The organism is Trichocoleus sp. FACHB-262, assembly GCF_014696035.1.
Taxonomy (GTDB): domain Bacteria; phylum Cyanobacteriota; class Cyanobacteriia; order FACHB-46; family FACHB-46; genus Trichocoleus.
The window spans coordinates 37,986-53,752 of record NZ_JACJPK010000090.1 but is presented as its reverse complement, the minus strand read 5'-3'; the positions used below and the strand labels follow the sequence as shown (position 1 = coordinate 53,752).

Sequence of the window (15,767 nt, the reverse complement as noted above, 5' to 3'; positions counted from 1 at the left end):
TAAGTCGCTCAAACTGGTTGACAACCTGATCGTGATCGCACGATCGCAACCCAGACTGGACTAATCCAAAACGTAGACCTCATTTCCTGAGCTAACCATTCTATTCTTGAAAGCTTTGTCTTTTGTAAATTGTTGGAATGGCGATCGCCATCAACATCACCAGGTTGGCAGTCCAAAACAGGGCAATGCTACCGAAGCCAACCCAGGCCAAACGAGATAAGGATAGCTGGGTGAATCCATCTAATAATTGCCACAACCGAAAAGCGGTGTAACAAAAGCCAATAGGCACCAAAACACTCGGAACTAAACACTGGCTAAACACGCGCTCAGAGATTAGCTGCACCGCAACGACCAGTAAATAACTCCCCCAGAACATCAGGGAGGCGGGTTGTCCCCAGGACTGAACACATAAGGCGATCGGCAATAAAATCCCAACCACTAAGGCTAACTTGACCCACCACCTCAGAAATGACACTTGCTGTTCACTAAATCCAATTTCTGCTGAGAAGGGAAGACGTTGAGCTTTAACACCAAAGCCATAGGCGATCGCTAAGCTAGTTATAGCCAGGACAGAAAGTGTAATAACTAGTCCGTTATTAACTGCCACAACCTCTTCTACTCCTCCAAATGCACAGCGGTTGCTTGGTACAAACATGTGTTTCCATCATGGACTGCGGGATACAACGCAGAGGAAAGCACCAACATCTATTATTACCAAACGACCGCCAGCTACTCGTCGGCAGATAGGTCTTCCGCCTACTCGTCGAAACAGAGTAAGCCTTCTTCTTCTTTAGCTCGCAAGAAGTCTCTCGCCCATTCGTAGTCACTATCGGGGGGTATATTGAACATATAGCATTTGAAGGCAGGTTTCTCGTACTGGATACCCCGTTGTTTCAATTCAATAATGATATCAACACAGTCATCCTCTGGTGCTTCATCATTAAAAATGACACGAAGAGTTTGATTGCCACTTCGTCTCACTAACTCCTTAATCAGCGGACGCTCGCCCGGTAATTCCTCACATCGAACAATGTCTTCTACATTCAGATGTCTAGCACAGACAGGAATATTTTGTAACTCATAGAGCTGATCTCCCAGAGCATACGCCCATAATCCTTCTCCTACTGCCGCACTTTCGTCATCCTCCGGAAGAATGTATACAATTTTGACAAGCTTAGGCTCCTGATTACCAGTCATTGCTCACTCCAAATGAATACTTGAAGATTGTTCGCTACTCAAAACAGACTTATGCATTGCTATCCAACTATTAATTAGATTGACCTACTTCGGGTTAATTTCTTTATAGAGCGGATATGCCGAAAACAATCGGGCTACTTCCCAATCAGATGAATATGCCGATGCTTTTTCTACACAAGGCTCTTATTGAGCTGATTACACGGAATTGTTCAGTGTTGCTTGGAGTTAATTTTCTACCTGTTAGGCCAAAAATAGGATTGGACAGAATGTTAATTAAAGACGCGATCGCCAGCGTCATGTTGTGATTCAGCTTAACTTTCGCCACAAATTTGGAACGGTAATACCCCTATATAAAGACGTAAACACCGATCCTGCTGGATTCGCTGGGTTGCTTACAATGACTGTAACTAGCTGAGTGTATATATTTACTGATTAGAGGGGGATCGTGCAGTATGCAACCAACCAATCCCAATCAATTTACCGAAAAAGCGTGGGAAGCGATCGCTCAGACACCTGAGGTCGTCAAGCAAGCCCAGCAGCAGCAAATCGAGACGGAGCACTTGTTCAAGTCACTGGTAGAACAAGAAGGACTCGCCAGTAGCGTCTTCAGTAAGCTGGGCATCAGCGTGCAGAAGTTGCGCGATCGCACCGAAGAATTTATTAAGCGCCAACCCAAAGTTTCCAATAGCGGCTCTGTGTATTGGGGTCGTAGTGCCGATACCTTGCTCGATCGCTCGGAAGGCTATCGCAAAGAGTTTGGAGACGACTTTATTTCGATCGAACACCTGCTACTAGCCTACACCCAAGACGATCGCTTTGGTAAAGCATTATTTCAGGAATTTAAACTAGACACAGCCAAGCTACGCAGCACGATTGAGCAGATTCGAGGAAGCCAGAAAGTGACCGACCAAAACCCAGAAGGGAAATACGACTCGTTAACTAAATATGGCCGTGACCTGACGGAATTTGCGCGTCAAGGCAAACTCGACCCTGTGATTGGTCGGGACGACGAAATTCGCCGGACGATTCAGATTTTGTCTCGCCGCACCAAAAACAACCCCGTCCTGATTGGGGAACCAGGGGTGGGTAAAACCGCGATCGCAGAAGGTTTAGCCCAACGGATTGTGAAAGGTGACGTACCTGAATCGTTACGCGATCGCAAGCTGATTGCTCTGGATATGGGTGCTCTGATTGCGGGTGCCAAGTACCGGGGTGAGTTTGAAGAACGTCTCAAAGCCGTTTTGAAGGAAGTCACTGACTCCAACGGCACCATCATCCTGTTTATTGACGAGATTCATACCGTTGTGGGTGCAGGTGCCACGCAAGGCGCGATGGATGCGGGTAACTTGCTGAAGCCGATGTTGGCTCGGGGTGAACTGCGTTGTATTGGTGCTACCACCCTGGATGAGTACCGCAAGTACATCGAAAAGGATGCAGCGCTAGAGCGGCGTTTCCAACAGGTTTATATTGATCAGCCCACCGTGGAAGATACCATCTCCATTTTGCGGGGCTTAAAAGACCGCTACGAAACCCACCACAACGTCAAAATCTCTGATAGTTCTCTCGTAGCTGCGGCAACACTTTCGACTCGTTACATCAGCGATCGCTTCTTGCCCGACAAGGCGATTGACCTGGTAGACGAAGCCGCTGCCAAGCTGAAGATGGAAAGCACCTCTAAGCCAGAAGAACTAGACGAAATCGATCGCAAGATTCTGCAATTGGAGATGGAGCGGTTATCGCTGCAAAAAGAGAGTGATATGGCTTCTCGCGATCGCCTAGATCGCCTGGAAAGAGAACTGGGCGACCTCAAGGAGAACCAAAGCCGCCTCAACGCACAATGGCAAGGAGAAAAGGAGATCCTCGATCGCCGCAAAGCCCTGAAAGAAGAGATCGATCAGGTAAATGTGGAAGTCCAGCAAGCCGAGCGTGAGTACGACCTCAACCGAGCGGCGGAGCTGAAGTACGGCAAGCTGACCGAACTGCAACGACAACTGGATGAGATCGAGGCGAAACTGGCAGATACTCAAACCAGTGGGCGATCGCTGTTGCGTGAGGAAGTGACTGAAGCGGATATTGCGGAAATCATTTCTAAGTGGACAGGTATCCCCCTGAATAAGCTGGTTGAGTCCGAGATGCAGAAGCTCCTCCAATTAGAAGAAGAACTGCACAAGCGGGTGGTAGGTCAGCAGGAAGCGGTGACAGCCGTAGCGGATGCGATTCAGCGCTCTCGTGCAGGCTTAGCAGACCCCAACCGTCCCACGGCCAGCTTTATCTTCCTCGGCCCCACAGGTGTTGGCAAGACCGAACTCGGCAAAGCACTAGCTTCTTACCTGTTTGACACCGAAGACGCCATGGTGCGAATCGATATGTCGGAGTATATGGAGAAGCACTCTGTGTCTCGCCTGATCGGTGCGCCTCCGGGATATGTGGGCTATGAAGAAGGCGGTCAACTCACGGAAGCGATTCGCCGTCGCCCTTATTCGGTGATTCTGTTTGATGAGATCGAGAAAGCGCACCCGGATGTGTTCAACGTGATGTTGCAGATCCTAGATGATGGGCGTGTCACTGACTCTCAAGGTCGCAAGGTAGACTTCAAAAACACCATCATCATCATGACCAGCAATATTGGCTCTCAGTTCATCCTCGACGTGGCGGGAGATAATTCTCAGTACGAAGAGATGCGGAGCCGAGTTTTGGATGCGATGCGAAGCAACTTCCGTCCAGAGTTCCTCAACCGAATCGATGAGATCATCATCTTCCATCCACTAGACCGCAGCGAACTCCGCGAGATCGTCAAGCTCCAAGTTCACCGCTTAGAACAACGGTTGAGCGATCGCAAGATGGTTCTCAAGCTATCCGACTCTGCCCTCGACTTCCTAGCAGAGGTGGGGTACGACCCAGTCTACGGCGCACGTCCCCTCAAGCGTGCCATCCAACGCGAACTGGAAACCCAAATTGCCAAGGCCATCCTCCGCAGCGAGTTCACAACTGGCGACACCATCTTCGTCGATGTTGAAAACGAACGCCTAGCCTTCAAACGCTTACCCGCCGAGTTACTAGCCGCTCAGTCTTCTAGCTAAGGTTCTAGTTGGGCGCTAGGTAAGGCGATCGCTATCTAACTCACACAGTCCCCTCCCGCAGTCATTTCTCAAAGCTGGGGAGGGGACTTTTTCATGGCTCACAATTTGAAATCGGTGGAGCTAGAGGGGCGATCGCTAATTTACTTTCTGCCTAAGGTTGCCCATCACCCGCCGCAGATAGCCTCTGCATCATGCCGATTCACTTTCGGCGGCGGTGTGCATGGGTATTGTTAGGGCGCACCCTTGGCCTATTGGCAAGTATTCGTCTGCTGTGCCCCGTAGTTCGCTTGGCTCTCGGTGTACCCGTCTCCAGCACTCGATGAAAGTTGATTAGTGAGACCTTTGCACGAGAAACTCTGTATGCTTAGGTACTGCTTCGCAGATCTTGCCGCTTGCTTGTTCCAATCAATGTTCAAACTATCCACTGCTACGGTAGCATCGGCAACGTCATAACCATCTCCATAATCTGATGAGAGTTGCTGAATAAGCCTACTCCGCGAGAAGCCCTGGATACTAAGGTACTGCTTTGCAGATCTAACGGCATTTTTCTGAGGCCCAGTCAGACTTGCCGCCCATACAGGCGTGAAAGCAAATAAAACAGCAATCAAAACAGCAATCATTGCTGATTTCAAAAACTTCATACTACTTCTCCATGAGTGAAAAATGTGAGCCTAACTATTAATAGACTGAAAGTTTCTGTCTAAAATCCCAAATGGGGTGGATAGGCAGAATGATTCGGCATAACGCCCCAAATTTAATACTTATACAGATTGTTTCCGTATAATACGCCGCTCAAGCTAAATAGCGAGAATCATTCCGCATATTTTCAGATTTCTTACGCAGGTGAGCAGACGTACTGTTAAATACGCCATATGCTATTCCTCTAAACTCACTATGCGACAGTGCTCAAAAAAATAGCTTGGTACGTATGGAATTGTCATTCAGCTCAATCATTATCGTTGTGAAGAAACTTATGTTCAGGCTTAGGGATGGCGCATAAATATTTCACGATCGCAACTTCTGAGCCAGCAATTACCGTAATGCGATCGCAATCCAACCTCACTCAACACATACTTTAGGCGATCGCTATCTAACCTCACCCATCATCTGCTCTGGGCGATCGCAATTCAACTCATCCATCATCTATCTTTTGGCGATCACTCTACATTTATGCTCTTAAATACTTCTGAATAAACCAACCCTTCATTGCAGTTCCAGCAGAAACGAGCAGAAACAACGCAGGCATAAGACGAGTACCAGAGAAGGTGAATAAAACGCCTGCAAAACCAATTATCCACGATAAAAAACTAATGGCAAACCATCTAAGGTTCAAGTGCTTGGGGTTGAGACTGGCTCTATAGTGATTTCGGATTAAAAAGAATTGAGCTAACCCCAATGGTAGCCCACCTAAAAATGCCAACAACGGTAGGCTAAATATTAGAATAAGTGCTCCTTGGCCGCGCGTGTCAACACCAAGCAGGAGCAGGAATAGATCGTGCAATAGCATTATGAAGCAGCCAACTGCACTAGTTATAAAGAACCATCGATACGCAAATCGTCGCCCTTGGAACTTCCAGAATAAGATTGCTCCTTGTAGAGCTCCCAGTAAAAGCCAATAAGCCAGATAAACTGCAAGCGATCGCCAAATATCAAAATAGGCTGGATACCAGTCCAATTGATAAAATCGGAGTACACTTGCTACTAGGCCCAAGCATGCAGGGCTGGCTAAGCCCCAAAAAACTAAAAATCTATTCATTATTAATTTACATTCTGAATTTCAGGCTGGGAATTTGCACTTAGCATGGTCGCACAATAATCGGAATTAAATGAATAGGCAGAGTTTTTTTATATAAATTTAGGCTCAGTACACAAATCAAAAAACGATTCACGATCGCAACCTCTATGCCAAATTTTTTATAATGCGATCGCTGCTATTCAATCTCACTCAACACACACTCTAGGCGATCGCTCTTTAAAGTTCTCATCTCTTTCGTTGAGTATTCTTTAGTCTAGGGATAAGGGTCTTTAAAGACCTACTAAATCAACTGAGTCCTTGAACTTTCAGGAGACCAGATCAGAATGGAGAGTCCTGCGAGTCTGCTGAAAACAGAAGTGACGATCGCTTCTGAATCCAGTCGCGATCGCACACTTTTGGACTCAACGTGCTAGCTCAATAAAGCTGATTTTTCAGTGCAGTTACCTTCTAGATAAAGGGTTAATTTTTTAGCATCTTCCTAGAGATGTAGCTAATCGCTTCACATAATGGCCTATTTAAGTGTTGAGCGCTACGCTCGCCCAGACCTAAACACGATCAAGGTCATATAGACAAGGCTGTGTCTTGGGTCTGATTTTTCTGTTGTTCGCTTGTCATAGCGTGGAAGCAATGGCTCAAGCAGTGTGACATCCTGTGGATTAACCACTTGCGGTAGTGTGGATATCTTTTCTAGGATGCTGTTGCCTTTGCTAATGTAGCGAAAGGAGGGAGACATGAGTGCTGAAGAACTGATGCAGAGATATGCAGCGGGAGAAAGAGACTTTAGTGCGATCGCGCTCAGTGAGGCAATACTAGAAGGTGCAGACCTGAGCGGTGTGTTGCTATCTGGAGCATCTTTGGATGGAGCGAATTTACGCCGAGTTAACCTCAGCCATGCCGATCTCAGTGGCGCAGACCTCAACGGCGCAGATTTGACCCAAGCAGACCTGAGCGGTGCAGATTTGAGAGATGCCATTCTTGACGGAGCTACCTTAGAAGGAGCCATTCTAGATGGCGCGAATTTAAGTCAGGCTGATCTAAAAGTTGCCAACATTGTCCAAGCCGACCTCAGCCATGCGCGGCTCAGTCAGGCCAATTTAAGTGGTGCGAATTTAGAGGGAGCCGACTTGAGTGGTGCAGACTTAGCGATCGCCGATCTTCACCAGGCCAACTTGCATCAGGCTGCTTTAGAAGAAGCCAACCTCAGTGGTGCAAATCTGGCAGACACGAATCTAGAAGGCACGATTTTGGAAGGGGGCGACAGCAATTTAGCCACTTAAGCGGATGCTCCAGTTGAGGTGGCTTGTTGTCAGAGGGCGATCGCTCGTACGCTAAGGAACGTCCTGCAAGAGCATATTTTCATGCCTGTTCAAATTCGTGAACTTTATCCCGCGATCGCCCCCTATCGCACCGGAACTCTACAAGTTTCTGATCTCCATACCCTTTATTTTGAGGAATCTGGCAACCCAGAAGGCAAGCCCGTGGTGTTTCTGCATGGCGGGCCAGGGGGTGGCAGTATTGCCCGTTATCGGCAATATTTTGATGCCACCCAGTGGCGAATTGTTGTCTTTGATCAACGCGGATGTGGTCGCAGCACACCTCATGCAGACCTGAGAGAGAATACCACCTGGGATCTGGTGGAGGATATCGAAAAACTGCGATCGCATTTAGGCATCGAGCAATGGGTTGTCTTCGGCGGCAGTTGGGGCAGTACGCTCTCCTTAGCTTATAGTCAAACCTATCCAGAACGCTGTCTGGGTCTAATTTTGCGCGGTATCTTTATGCTGCGCCAAAAAGAGTTGCAATGGTTTTACCAAGAGGGAGCCAGTTATATCTTTCCGGATGCTTGGGAAGCTTATCTGCAACCCATTCCCCCCGAAGAACGCCATGACCTAATTGCAGCTTATCATCGGCGCTTAACTAGCCCAGATCTACAGGTGCGTTTAGAGGCAGCTCGTGCCTGGTCGGTGTGGGAGGCAAGCACGAGTAAGCTATATCCCGATCCGGATTTGCAAGCGAGATTTGCGGAGTCTGACTTTGCGGATGCCTTTGCCCGGATTGAATGCCATTACTTTGTGAATCGTGGATTTTTTGAGCCGGAAGACCAACTCCTACAAAATGTTGATCGGATTCGTCATATCCCGGCGGTGATTGTGCAAGGTCGTTATGATGTGGTTTGCCCGATGATCTCAGCTTGGGAATTGCATCAAGCTTGGCCAGAAGCGGAGTTTATTGTCGTGTCGGACGCGGGACACTCGATGATGGAACCCGGAATTCGTACGGCATTATTAGCAGCCACTGACAAATTTGCTGCCCAACCTTAATAAAGGGTGTCAATTCAAGCAGCAAAAAAGTGAATGCTAGCTCCAAGCGAACTCAACAGCGATCGCTCAAATTTCTTCATCCGGAAAACTTTGTCTTTTTTTGGTAAAAAATCCGGATTCTTCAATTCTCTCTTGTAAAGATTTTGTGAAGCTTTGGAGAAGTGGAAGAGATTTTTTAGGTTGTCCGTCATTTAGATCGCTGCTGTCATGTAGTCATCCGGGAGAGCACTATGTATCGGACAAAATCGTACGCAGCCTACACAGCCCTCTGTGTAGCTCTAATCTCATCCTTCGCACCGTTGGCTCTGCCAATGTCAGCGATCGCCAATTCAGTTAGACCTCCGGTCAAAGATGGGCCAGGAGGTCGCACTTCCGGCGGTTCTCGCCCTGGAGATTGCTTGGGACGCAACTCTATTACGGCTTTGATTCCAGCTGCCCAGACTAAAAGTCTCACCGCCGATCGATATCCCACGCTCTTCTTCCACGTTCCGCCGACGACTGCTAAAACGGCTGAATTTGTTTTGCAGAACGAGAATAAGCAACAGGTGTACAGAACTAAATTACGATTGGCTGCACAACCAGGCATTGCTAGCTTTAAGCTGCCAGCGGTTGTCACATCTGGGCTAACCGCAGGTAAAAACTATCGTTGGTTTTTCTCAGTAGTTTGTAATGAAGCGGCACCTGATAAATCGGGCAATCCCTTTGTGATGGGATGGATTAAACATGTGAATCCTAGTCCTGCTCTGGTGCAGCAGTTGCGGCAAGCTAGTCCACGCGATCGCGTTGCTCTGTATAAACAATCGGGGTTTTGGTACGAAGCGTTGAGCACCTTGGCTCAGTTGCGTCGCTCCTATCCTCGGGATGCGGCTTTAGCTGCTGACTGGGCTAATTTATTGGGATCTGCGGGTCTCAATCGCGTGGCTCGCGAACCCTTAGTGCAGTTCTCTGCCCTCGAACCCATTGACATCGCTCAGAAGTAGCAGCAAGTCTAGAGGCTAGGTTCCTCGCTTCTAACAACCCGTAGAGGCATAGCATTCAGCTATCAAAGTACAACATTAGTCCTAAATTTTGATCTGAATGCTATGCCCAGTGCAATGTTCATGCCACCAACTAGCCACGCTCTACCTTGAAGGGTTTAGCATTTGGAGCAAACTCTTATGTTTTTAGCATCTCCATTTATGCTCCAATGCTAAACCCCTACGGACCTCTGGACCTTCTCCCTAGGAAAAACGAGTGCGATCGTGGGGGGCATCAAAATCAATAATGGGGCCTTTCGGAACGATGCCTGTAGGATTCACTTTGGGATGGCTTTTATAGTAGTGCAACTTGATGTGGTCTAGGTAGCAAGTGGGTTTGACTTCTGGATGCTGATAAATATCTTTGAGGTAGTTCCACAGATTGGGATAGTCTACGATTCGACGCAGGTTGCATTTGAAATGGCTATAGTAAACAGCATCAAACCGCAGCAGCGTGGTGAACATACAAATATCCGCTTCGGTCAGGCGATCGCCGCAGAGATATCGTTGCTGGCTCAATACTTGCTCCCAATGATCGAGTGCGTCAAACAATTCGGTGACGGCTTCCTCGTAGGCTGACTGTTGAGTGGCAAACCCCGCTCGATACACCCCGTTGTTAATCGGTTGGTAAATGGCATCAATGGTTTGGTCAATTTGCGATCGCAGATCTTCTGGATAGAAGCTGGTCTCCTTTTGAGCGATCGCGCCAAACTCTGTATCCAACATGCGAATGATTTCGCGAGACTCGTTATTGACGATAGCGTTGGTCTGCTTATCCCACAACACAGGCACTGTAACTCGTCCGGTGTAATCGGGTTCTACCTTGAGATAAATCTCGCGCAAATATTTTGTCTGATTCACCGTGTCAGGGATAGAGCCTGGATAATCTGAAAAAAACCAACCTTCTTCTCCCATCACAGGATCAACAGCGGAGAGGGTGATCACAGACTCCAAGCCTTTCAGTTGGCGCATGATAGCGGTGCGGTGCGCCCAAGGACAAGCCCAACAAATATAGAGATGATAGCGATCGGGTTCAGCCTTAAATCCACTCGAACCATCGGCAGTAATTTGATGGCGGAAGGTAGTAGAGGGTCTTAAGAAACGGCCTTGAGTGTCTTCTTGTTCCCGCTCTGTCATCCATTGGCCTTTCACCAACATACCCAGACCCATGCTGACCTCCTGTTGCGTCAATTGCAGTGACTCTGGTTCAAGTCACCTCTGCTTCTCCCTCGATTATGAACCACAGCAAAATTTTTGTTGGGTCTTATCTTGAATTGATGTCGTTAGGAGTGAGAGGCAGTTCTACAGTGAAGCAGGTTTGCCTTGCCGCACTCTCTACCTCAATGCTGCCTCCCAAATATTCGGTAAGTTTTTGCACTAAAGCCAGCCCTAAGCCTGTTCCACCTTGTTTCCAGGGATCTGTGCTGGGCACTCGGTAGAACTTCTCAAAAATGTGAGGTAACTCCGCCGCAGGAATTTCGACCCCAAAGTTAGTCACCTTGAGCTGTATCCGCCCCGACGCTGGATGAGCAGAAACGACAATTTCTTCACCGGGTGGGGTGTACTTACAGGCATTGTTCAACAGTTCTGCCAGAATCCGGGTGAGGCTCGAGGAGTGAGAAAGAATGGGAGGTAGACGAGTGGGTAATTCTAGCCGTAAGCGTTGCTCTCGCCCTCTAGCTCGGTCATAAAAGGGTTGGGCGACTCCCTGAATCCACTCTTGAAGCTGCACAATTTCTAAAGTTAAGGGTTGACTGCCCACCTCCAAGCGCTGCAAATCCAGCAGGTCATTAATTAAGCTAATCTCTCGATTGCACTCATCCTGCAAGACCTGCAAGTAACGAGCAGTTTTACTAGAGGCTGAGTTCAGACAGTTTTCACGATTCAGGCTCAGTTCCAACATCTGAATTGCCATTTTGATGTTGCAAACGGGAGTTCTCAACTCATGAGAAACAGTGCTGAGAAAGTCATCTTTAAGCCGATTGAGCTTTTCTAGCTCTCGCACTTGCGCCTGAGCTTCTTGATAGAGACGGGCTTGGCGGATGGCGATCGCGCATTGATTCGTCACTTGCTGCACCAAGCGAATCTCTAACTCGCTAAAGGCTTCCTCTCTATCTCGGAACAGCCACAGATCCCCGATCGCGCCTTGGTCATCAAAAATGGGGCAGGCCAACATCGATACCCGATCCCGGCAAGGATTCGGGACGATTTCGCAAAATTGAAAATGCTGTCCTTGCAGGAGTTGGCTGTATAGTTCGGGAAAATCTGCCATTTTTAACACTCGTCCCCAAGATGCAGGGAGCGAGGTGGTGTACTCATAGCAGATCGTGGAGGTTGTATAGTTAGCGTCGTAGAGGGCGGTATCGCAGCAGGCGACTTGCAACACTAGCGCTAGTTCTTGCACTGCAGTTTGCAAGATCTGACCTTCGTCCAAGCTATCGCGCACCTTATCTGTAATCCGCTTCAGCATGGCCTCAAAGTTGAGCGCTTGCTGCAATTGGGCGGTACGCTCCATCACTTGAGACTCTAGAGCCGAGTTGAGCCGTTGCACTTGCTGATAGAGTTCCGATTGCTGGATGGCGATCGCCACCTGAGTTGCTAACTCCTCTAGGAAATTTACTTCTTGAGGCAACCACTGCCGAGGCGCAATACAGTGATGAGCAACTAACAAGCCCCACAACTGCTCTCCCTGCATGATGGGCACGACCAAGCTGGCTTTTACTTGCAAAGCCGCCAACATCTGCACATAGCAAGGGTCAACCTCGGCAGCATCTAGATCGGCAATGGCTCTGATTCGAGGATAGGGGGCAGGGCCACTAGGCGGAGTAAAACAGCGATCGTGAATCACCCGACCGAGGATAGGTTGGCAACCCTCTGTTACGAATTCCACACTCACGCATCCACTACCATCCGGGTTAAACCGAAAAATAATGGCTCGGTCAGTCTGGAGAAATTGCCGCACTTCTGCCACGGTTGTATCGAGAATTTCTGCTAGATCCAGTGACTGATGAATGCGTTGAGCAATGAAGCGCATGAGCCGTTCTCGCTCTGTTTGCTTCTGCAAAGCCCGCTCAGCTCGTTTCCGCTCAGTGATGTCCCGTGAGTTGGTAACAATTCCCAAAACTGAGGGATCAGCGAGCAAATTTATCCCTGTGGATTGGATAAAGCGCCAAGTTTCATCTTTGTGCTGAAAACGAAACTCAATCGAAAGCGAAGGTAATATGCCTGCAACTAAATCTTGAAAGGCTTGCGCTACATGTTCCACATCTTCGGGATGAATCAGTTCTAGAGCATTCCTGCCGACTAGTTCCTGAGGCGAGTGCCCCATAATTCGCTCCACCGCTGGGCTCTGGTAGCGCACCGTGCCATCAGCTTCCAGAATGGCAATGATGTCAGAACTGTTTTGAATCAGCGATCGCCACTTAGCCTCACTCTGAGCTAACGCCGCTTCTGCTTGTTGGCGCTGAGTAATGTCCCGGAAGCTCCAAACTCGACCGACAATCTGGTTGCCTAAGCGCTGTGGTTTAGAGTAGCGCTCAACCACTCTGCCATCCTGAAATTCAATCAGGTCGTTCACTTCCGCTTCGGGTTGCGTTTGCAAGGCTTGGATCTTTTTTAAGAAGACATTTGGGTCTTTCATTTGAGCGGCCAAGAATTGCAAGCGCTCCTCACCCCGCGAAGCAGCCATCAATTCATCTGAAATTCCCCACATTTCCACCAGTTTGCGGTTGGCACACAGCACTTGACAATCTGCGCCAATGGCCATGATCCCGTCGGCAGTAGACTCCAAGGTGGCACGGAGCAACGCCAAGGATTGCTCTAAGGCTGCCCCTGCTTGCTTATAAGCTGTAACATCATGAACCACCACACACAAAAATGACCAGTAGTGGTTGCTAACGACATGGGCGCTCACTTCCACTTCAATCAACGAGCCATCCTTGCGACGATATTGACGCTCCCCGATGAAATACCGCTTCTGAGTCAGAATGTGTTGAATATTTCGCTCAATGTCCGCCCGATCGTGAGCCACCACATCGTAGAGTGTCAAGGTTGATAGCTCCTCAGCGCTATAACCCAATAAGCTTTGGCAGGCAGCGTTGGTTTCTAGCAACCGTTTGGTTTCTACATCGACTAAGAAAATTCCTTCTGCTGCTTGCTCAACTACGGCTCGATAGCGGGCTTCACTCATTTGCAGCGCAATTTCTGCTTGGCGGCGCTCAGTAATATCGAGCATGACGCCCCGTAGTTGCACAGGCTGAGCATCAGGTACGACTGTGATCATGTCTCGAAACCAGATGACTCGGCCATCCTGAGCGATCATGCGGTATTCCAGCGTGTGGTTGCGTCGAGCTTGGGTTTCTCGTTGGCAAGTCGTCATTACCCAGGCGCGATCGTCTGGATGGATGTGATGGAGCCAAAATTGCGAATCGCTCAGCCAGTCGGCCAGCGGATAGCCCAAAATTCGCTCAGCTTTAGGGCTGACAAAGGAGAACTGAAGGCTCTCGGCCTCGCCTTCCCAGACAATCCCTTCGACTGAGTCTACGAGGTGTTGGTATTGCTGCTGCTGCGATCGCTGCAATGCCAATTCTGTCTGTCGCCGCTCTGTAATATCCAGGCCAGTACCAACGACGTATTCGACTTTGCCTTCTTTACCTACAATAGCTGTGTTAGACCAAGCAATCAAGCGAGCGGAGCCTGCTTTTGTGATCCAATAGTTTTCATACTCGTTGGGAAATAATCCTGACCGTAATTGGCTAAATGCAGCTTTGACACCTGCAATCTCCTCTGGCAAAAGCAGAACATCCCAGAAAGGAATGCCTTTGACCTCTGCAAACGTGTATCCAGTCATTTGCTCACAGGCACGATTGAAGCGAACGATGCGTCCCTGACGATCTAAAACCACAATTAAGTTAACGACGGTATCAAGCACAGCCGCCACAAAGTTGCGTTCTTGCTGGAGTCCTGCCTCTACTTGCTTCCACTCAGTAATGTCTTCACACAGTAGCCGCACTGCCGTTACGGGTGAATTGCTAGAGCGGCTATCGTTGAGGTTAGTGGTTGGTTCAAGGTTTGGTTGCCCAAAAGCATCTGGTTGCACAAAAGCTTTCACCCATATCACCCTTCCATCCTTACAAACCTGGCGCAATTCCCAGTATTGACACTGAGTCATTTCTGTCTTCGTCCCTGCTTGCGGAGGTATGACATTTTGTAAGTACTCATTTAACTTTATTCGGAGGAAATCTCGGTCATCCGGATGGAACAAAGTAAAAACTGAGTTGCCGATTAGCTCCTGCACGCTGTAACCTAGACATGCTGCTCCCAGCAGGTTCACCGTTGCAATTGTGCCTGTGGCATCTAAATCAAGCTGAATCGAGCTGCTTTGTTGGTAGAACGAACGATATGGCTGCACTTCCCCGCGAGTCAGGTGTGAACTGGTTGAAAATACCTGATACTTATCACCTAAGTTCGGCGGTGGCAACTCATCTGAAGCGGCGGATTTAGCCAAAAACTGGTACCAACGCGGTTGTTGATTAGAAGTCATTAGGTCAACTAACAGATGAGGTGCAGACTGAATGAGGATGCAAGATTAGGGCGACAGAGCTCACACCAGCCACTCAGTCGGCTAATCAGGTTCACAAGTTGTGGTTGTCAGTCATATCAGTATGCCGAAATCCCGGAATAGCAAGTCCAAGACCTGAGTTTTTATAAAACAGTTTAACGATATTTTCACGGATACCCTATTGTATCTATTCAACTGCCGACCTTGGTTTGCAGTTAATTAAGTTTTGATCGAGGAAAGCAAAGCTGTTGTAAGCTCGCTTGCTCTGGTGGAGTCAGATCCCGCCATTGACCTGGCTCTAACCCTACTAATTGGAGATGGGCGATCGCGACTCGTACCAAGCGTAAAGTTGGGAATCCGACAGCAGCGGTCATGCGCCGCACTTGGCGATTTTTCCCCTCGGTTAAAGTGATCTCCAACCAAGCGGTTGGCACATTTTTACGAAACCGAATGGGTGGCTCGCGAGGCGGCAAGGTAGGTTCTGTAGGTAGCAATTGCACCTGAGCCGAACGGGTACGATAGCCTTGAATCACGACACCCTGGCGCAACTGGGCCAGAGCCGCTGCATCGGGAACTCGCTCTACCTGTACCCAGTAAGTCCGGGGGTGCTGAAACTGGGGATCGCTTAAGCGGTGCTGGAGTTGACCGTGGTTGGTGAGTAACAACAAGCCCTCGCTGTCTCGATCCAATCGGCCTACCGGATAAATCTCTGGCACTGGAATGTAATCTTTTAGCGTTGACCGAGGCGCTACAGAGCTATTGTCTGTAAATTGCGTTAATACGTCGTACGGCTTGTAGAACAGAAGGTAGCGATAAGGCACGAAAATTAAGCCCAAA

At 48.7% G+C, this 15,767-nt stretch carries 12 protein-coding genes; 5 read left to right on the top strand and 7 right to left on the bottom strand.

Annotated elements, in window-relative coordinates:
- Positions 1 to 100 precede the first annotated feature (100 nt).
- Entirely contained in the window at positions 101 to 607 is a 507-nt protein-coding gene (locus H6F68_RS20705; RefSeq protein WP_190561922.1) for a hypothetical protein, read from the bottom strand.
- A gap of 149 nt (positions 608 to 756) precedes the next feature.
- A complete protein-coding gene (locus H6F68_RS20700; protein ID WP_190561920.1) occupies positions 757 to 1,197 on the bottom strand; it encodes a DUF4265 domain-containing protein in 441 nt (146 codons plus the stop codon).
- Between the two features lie 452 nt (positions 1,198 to 1,649).
- On the opposite strand from H6F68_RS20700, the gene clpB reads away from it, so the two are divergent.
- On the top strand, positions 1,650 to 4,277 hold the full coding sequence (gene clpB, locus H6F68_RS20695; protein WP_190561918.1) for an ATP-dependent chaperone ClpB: 2,628 nt from the start codon (positions 1,650 to 1,652) through the stop codon (positions 4,275 to 4,277).
- A gap of 93 nt (positions 4,278 to 4,370) precedes the next feature.
- A complete protein-coding gene (locus H6F68_RS20690; RefSeq protein ID WP_190561916.1) occupies positions 4,371 to 4,511 on the top strand; it encodes a hypothetical protein in 141 nt (46 codons plus the stop codon).
- Positions 4,512 to 4,525: 14 nt separating this feature from the next.
- Here the strand turns inward: H6F68_RS20690 and H6F68_RS20685 are convergent, their stop codons facing one another.
- Both H6F68_RS20685 and H6F68_RS20680 read right to left on the bottom strand, forming a co-directional pair.
- Positions 4,526 to 4,918: an Ltp family lipoprotein gene (locus tag H6F68_RS20685; RefSeq protein ID WP_190561914.1), complete on the bottom strand. Its 393-nt coding sequence runs from the start codon at positions 4,916 to 4,918 to the stop codon at positions 4,526 to 4,528.
- A 527-nt stretch (positions 4,919 to 5,445) separates the two neighbouring features.
- Positions 5,446 to 6,033, bottom strand: a complete 588-nt coding sequence (locus H6F68_RS20680) for a hypothetical protein (RefSeq protein ID WP_190561912.1) — start codon at positions 6,031 to 6,033, stop codon at positions 5,446 to 5,448.
- Positions 6,034 to 6,764: 731 nt separating this feature from the next.
- Between H6F68_RS20680 and H6F68_RS20675 the strand changes: the two genes are divergently transcribed.
- The 3 genes from H6F68_RS20675 (at position 6,765) to H6F68_RS20665 (ending at position 9,334) form a co-directional block, all read left to right on the top strand.
- Positions 6,765 to 7,310 carry a pentapeptide repeat-containing protein gene (locus H6F68_RS20675; protein WP_190441062.1) on the top strand — a complete coding sequence of 182 codons (546 nt, stop codon included), beginning with the start codon at positions 6,765 to 6,767 and terminating at the stop codon, positions 7,308 to 7,310.
- 81 nt (positions 7,311 to 7,391) lie between these two features.
- Positions 7,392 to 8,354 carry a prolyl aminopeptidase gene (gene pip, locus H6F68_RS20670; protein ID WP_199300213.1) on the top strand — a complete coding sequence of 321 codons (963 nt, stop codon included), beginning with the start codon at positions 7,392 to 7,394 and terminating at the stop codon, positions 8,352 to 8,354.
- A gap of 230 nt (positions 8,355 to 8,584) precedes the next feature.
- On the top strand, positions 8,585 to 9,334 hold the full coding sequence (locus H6F68_RS20665; protein WP_190561910.1) for a DUF928 domain-containing protein: 750 nt from the start codon (positions 8,585 to 8,587) through the stop codon (positions 9,332 to 9,334).
- A gap of 240 nt (positions 9,335 to 9,574) precedes the next feature.
- On the opposite strand, the gene H6F68_RS20660 is transcribed toward H6F68_RS20665, so the two are convergent.
- From H6F68_RS20660 to H6F68_RS20650, 3 genes are all read right to left on the bottom strand, one after another.
- Positions 9,575 to 10,540 (bottom strand): glutathione S-transferase family protein, encoded by a 966-nt coding sequence (locus H6F68_RS20660; RefSeq protein WP_277876119.1) that lies wholly within the window; start codon positions 10,538 to 10,540, stop codon positions 9,575 to 9,577.
- A gap of 94 nt (positions 10,541 to 10,634) precedes the next feature.
- The gene (locus H6F68_RS20655; RefSeq protein ID WP_190561908.1) at positions 10,635 to 14,912 is read right to left on the bottom strand and encodes a PAS domain S-box protein; all 4,278 of its coding nucleotides are present in this window, start codon (positions 14,910 to 14,912) and stop codon (positions 10,635 to 10,637) included.
- A gap of 233 nt (positions 14,913 to 15,145) precedes the next feature.
- On the bottom strand, positions 15,146 to 15,751 hold the full coding sequence (locus H6F68_RS20650) for a pseudouridine synthase (RefSeq protein ID WP_190561906.1): 606 nt from the start codon (positions 15,749 to 15,751) through the stop codon (positions 15,146 to 15,148).
- Positions 15,752 to 15,767 lie beyond the last annotated feature (16 nt).

Coding starts and splice junctions, on each gene's coding strand:
- H6F68_RS20700 (WP_190561920.1), bottom strand. CDS start 1,197: ATGACTGGTAATCAGGAGCCTAAGCTTGTCAAAATTGTATACATTCTT.
- clpB (WP_190561918.1), top strand. CDS start 1,650: ATGCAACCAACCAATCCCAATCAATTTACCGAAAAAGCGTGGGAAGCG.
- H6F68_RS20690 (WP_190561916.1), top strand. CDS start 4,371: ATGGCTCACAATTTGAAATCGGTGGAGCTAGAGGGGCGATCGCTAATT.
- H6F68_RS20685 (WP_190561914.1), bottom strand. CDS start 4,918: ATGAAGTTTTTGAAATCAGCAATGATTGCTGTTTTGATTGCTGTTTTA.
- H6F68_RS20680 (WP_190561912.1), bottom strand. CDS start 6,033: ATGAATAGATTTTTAGTTTTTTGGGGCTTAGCCAGCCCTGCATGCTTG.
- H6F68_RS20675 (WP_190441062.1), top strand. CDS start 6,765: ATGAGTGCTGAAGAACTGATGCAGAGATATGCAGCGGGAGAAAGAGAC.
- pip (WP_199300213.1), top strand. CDS start 7,392: ATGCCTGTTCAAATTCGTGAACTTTATCCCGCGATCGCCCCCTATCGC.
- H6F68_RS20665 (WP_190561910.1), top strand. CDS start 8,585: ATGTATCGGACAAAATCGTACGCAGCCTACACAGCCCTCTGTGTAGCT.
- H6F68_RS20660 (WP_277876119.1), bottom strand. CDS start 10,540: ATGGGTCTGGGTATGTTGGTGAAAGGCCAATGGATGACAGAGCGGGAA.
- H6F68_RS20655 (WP_190561908.1), bottom strand. CDS start 14,912: ATGACTTCTAATCAACAACCGCGTTGGTACCAGTTTTTGGCTAAATCC.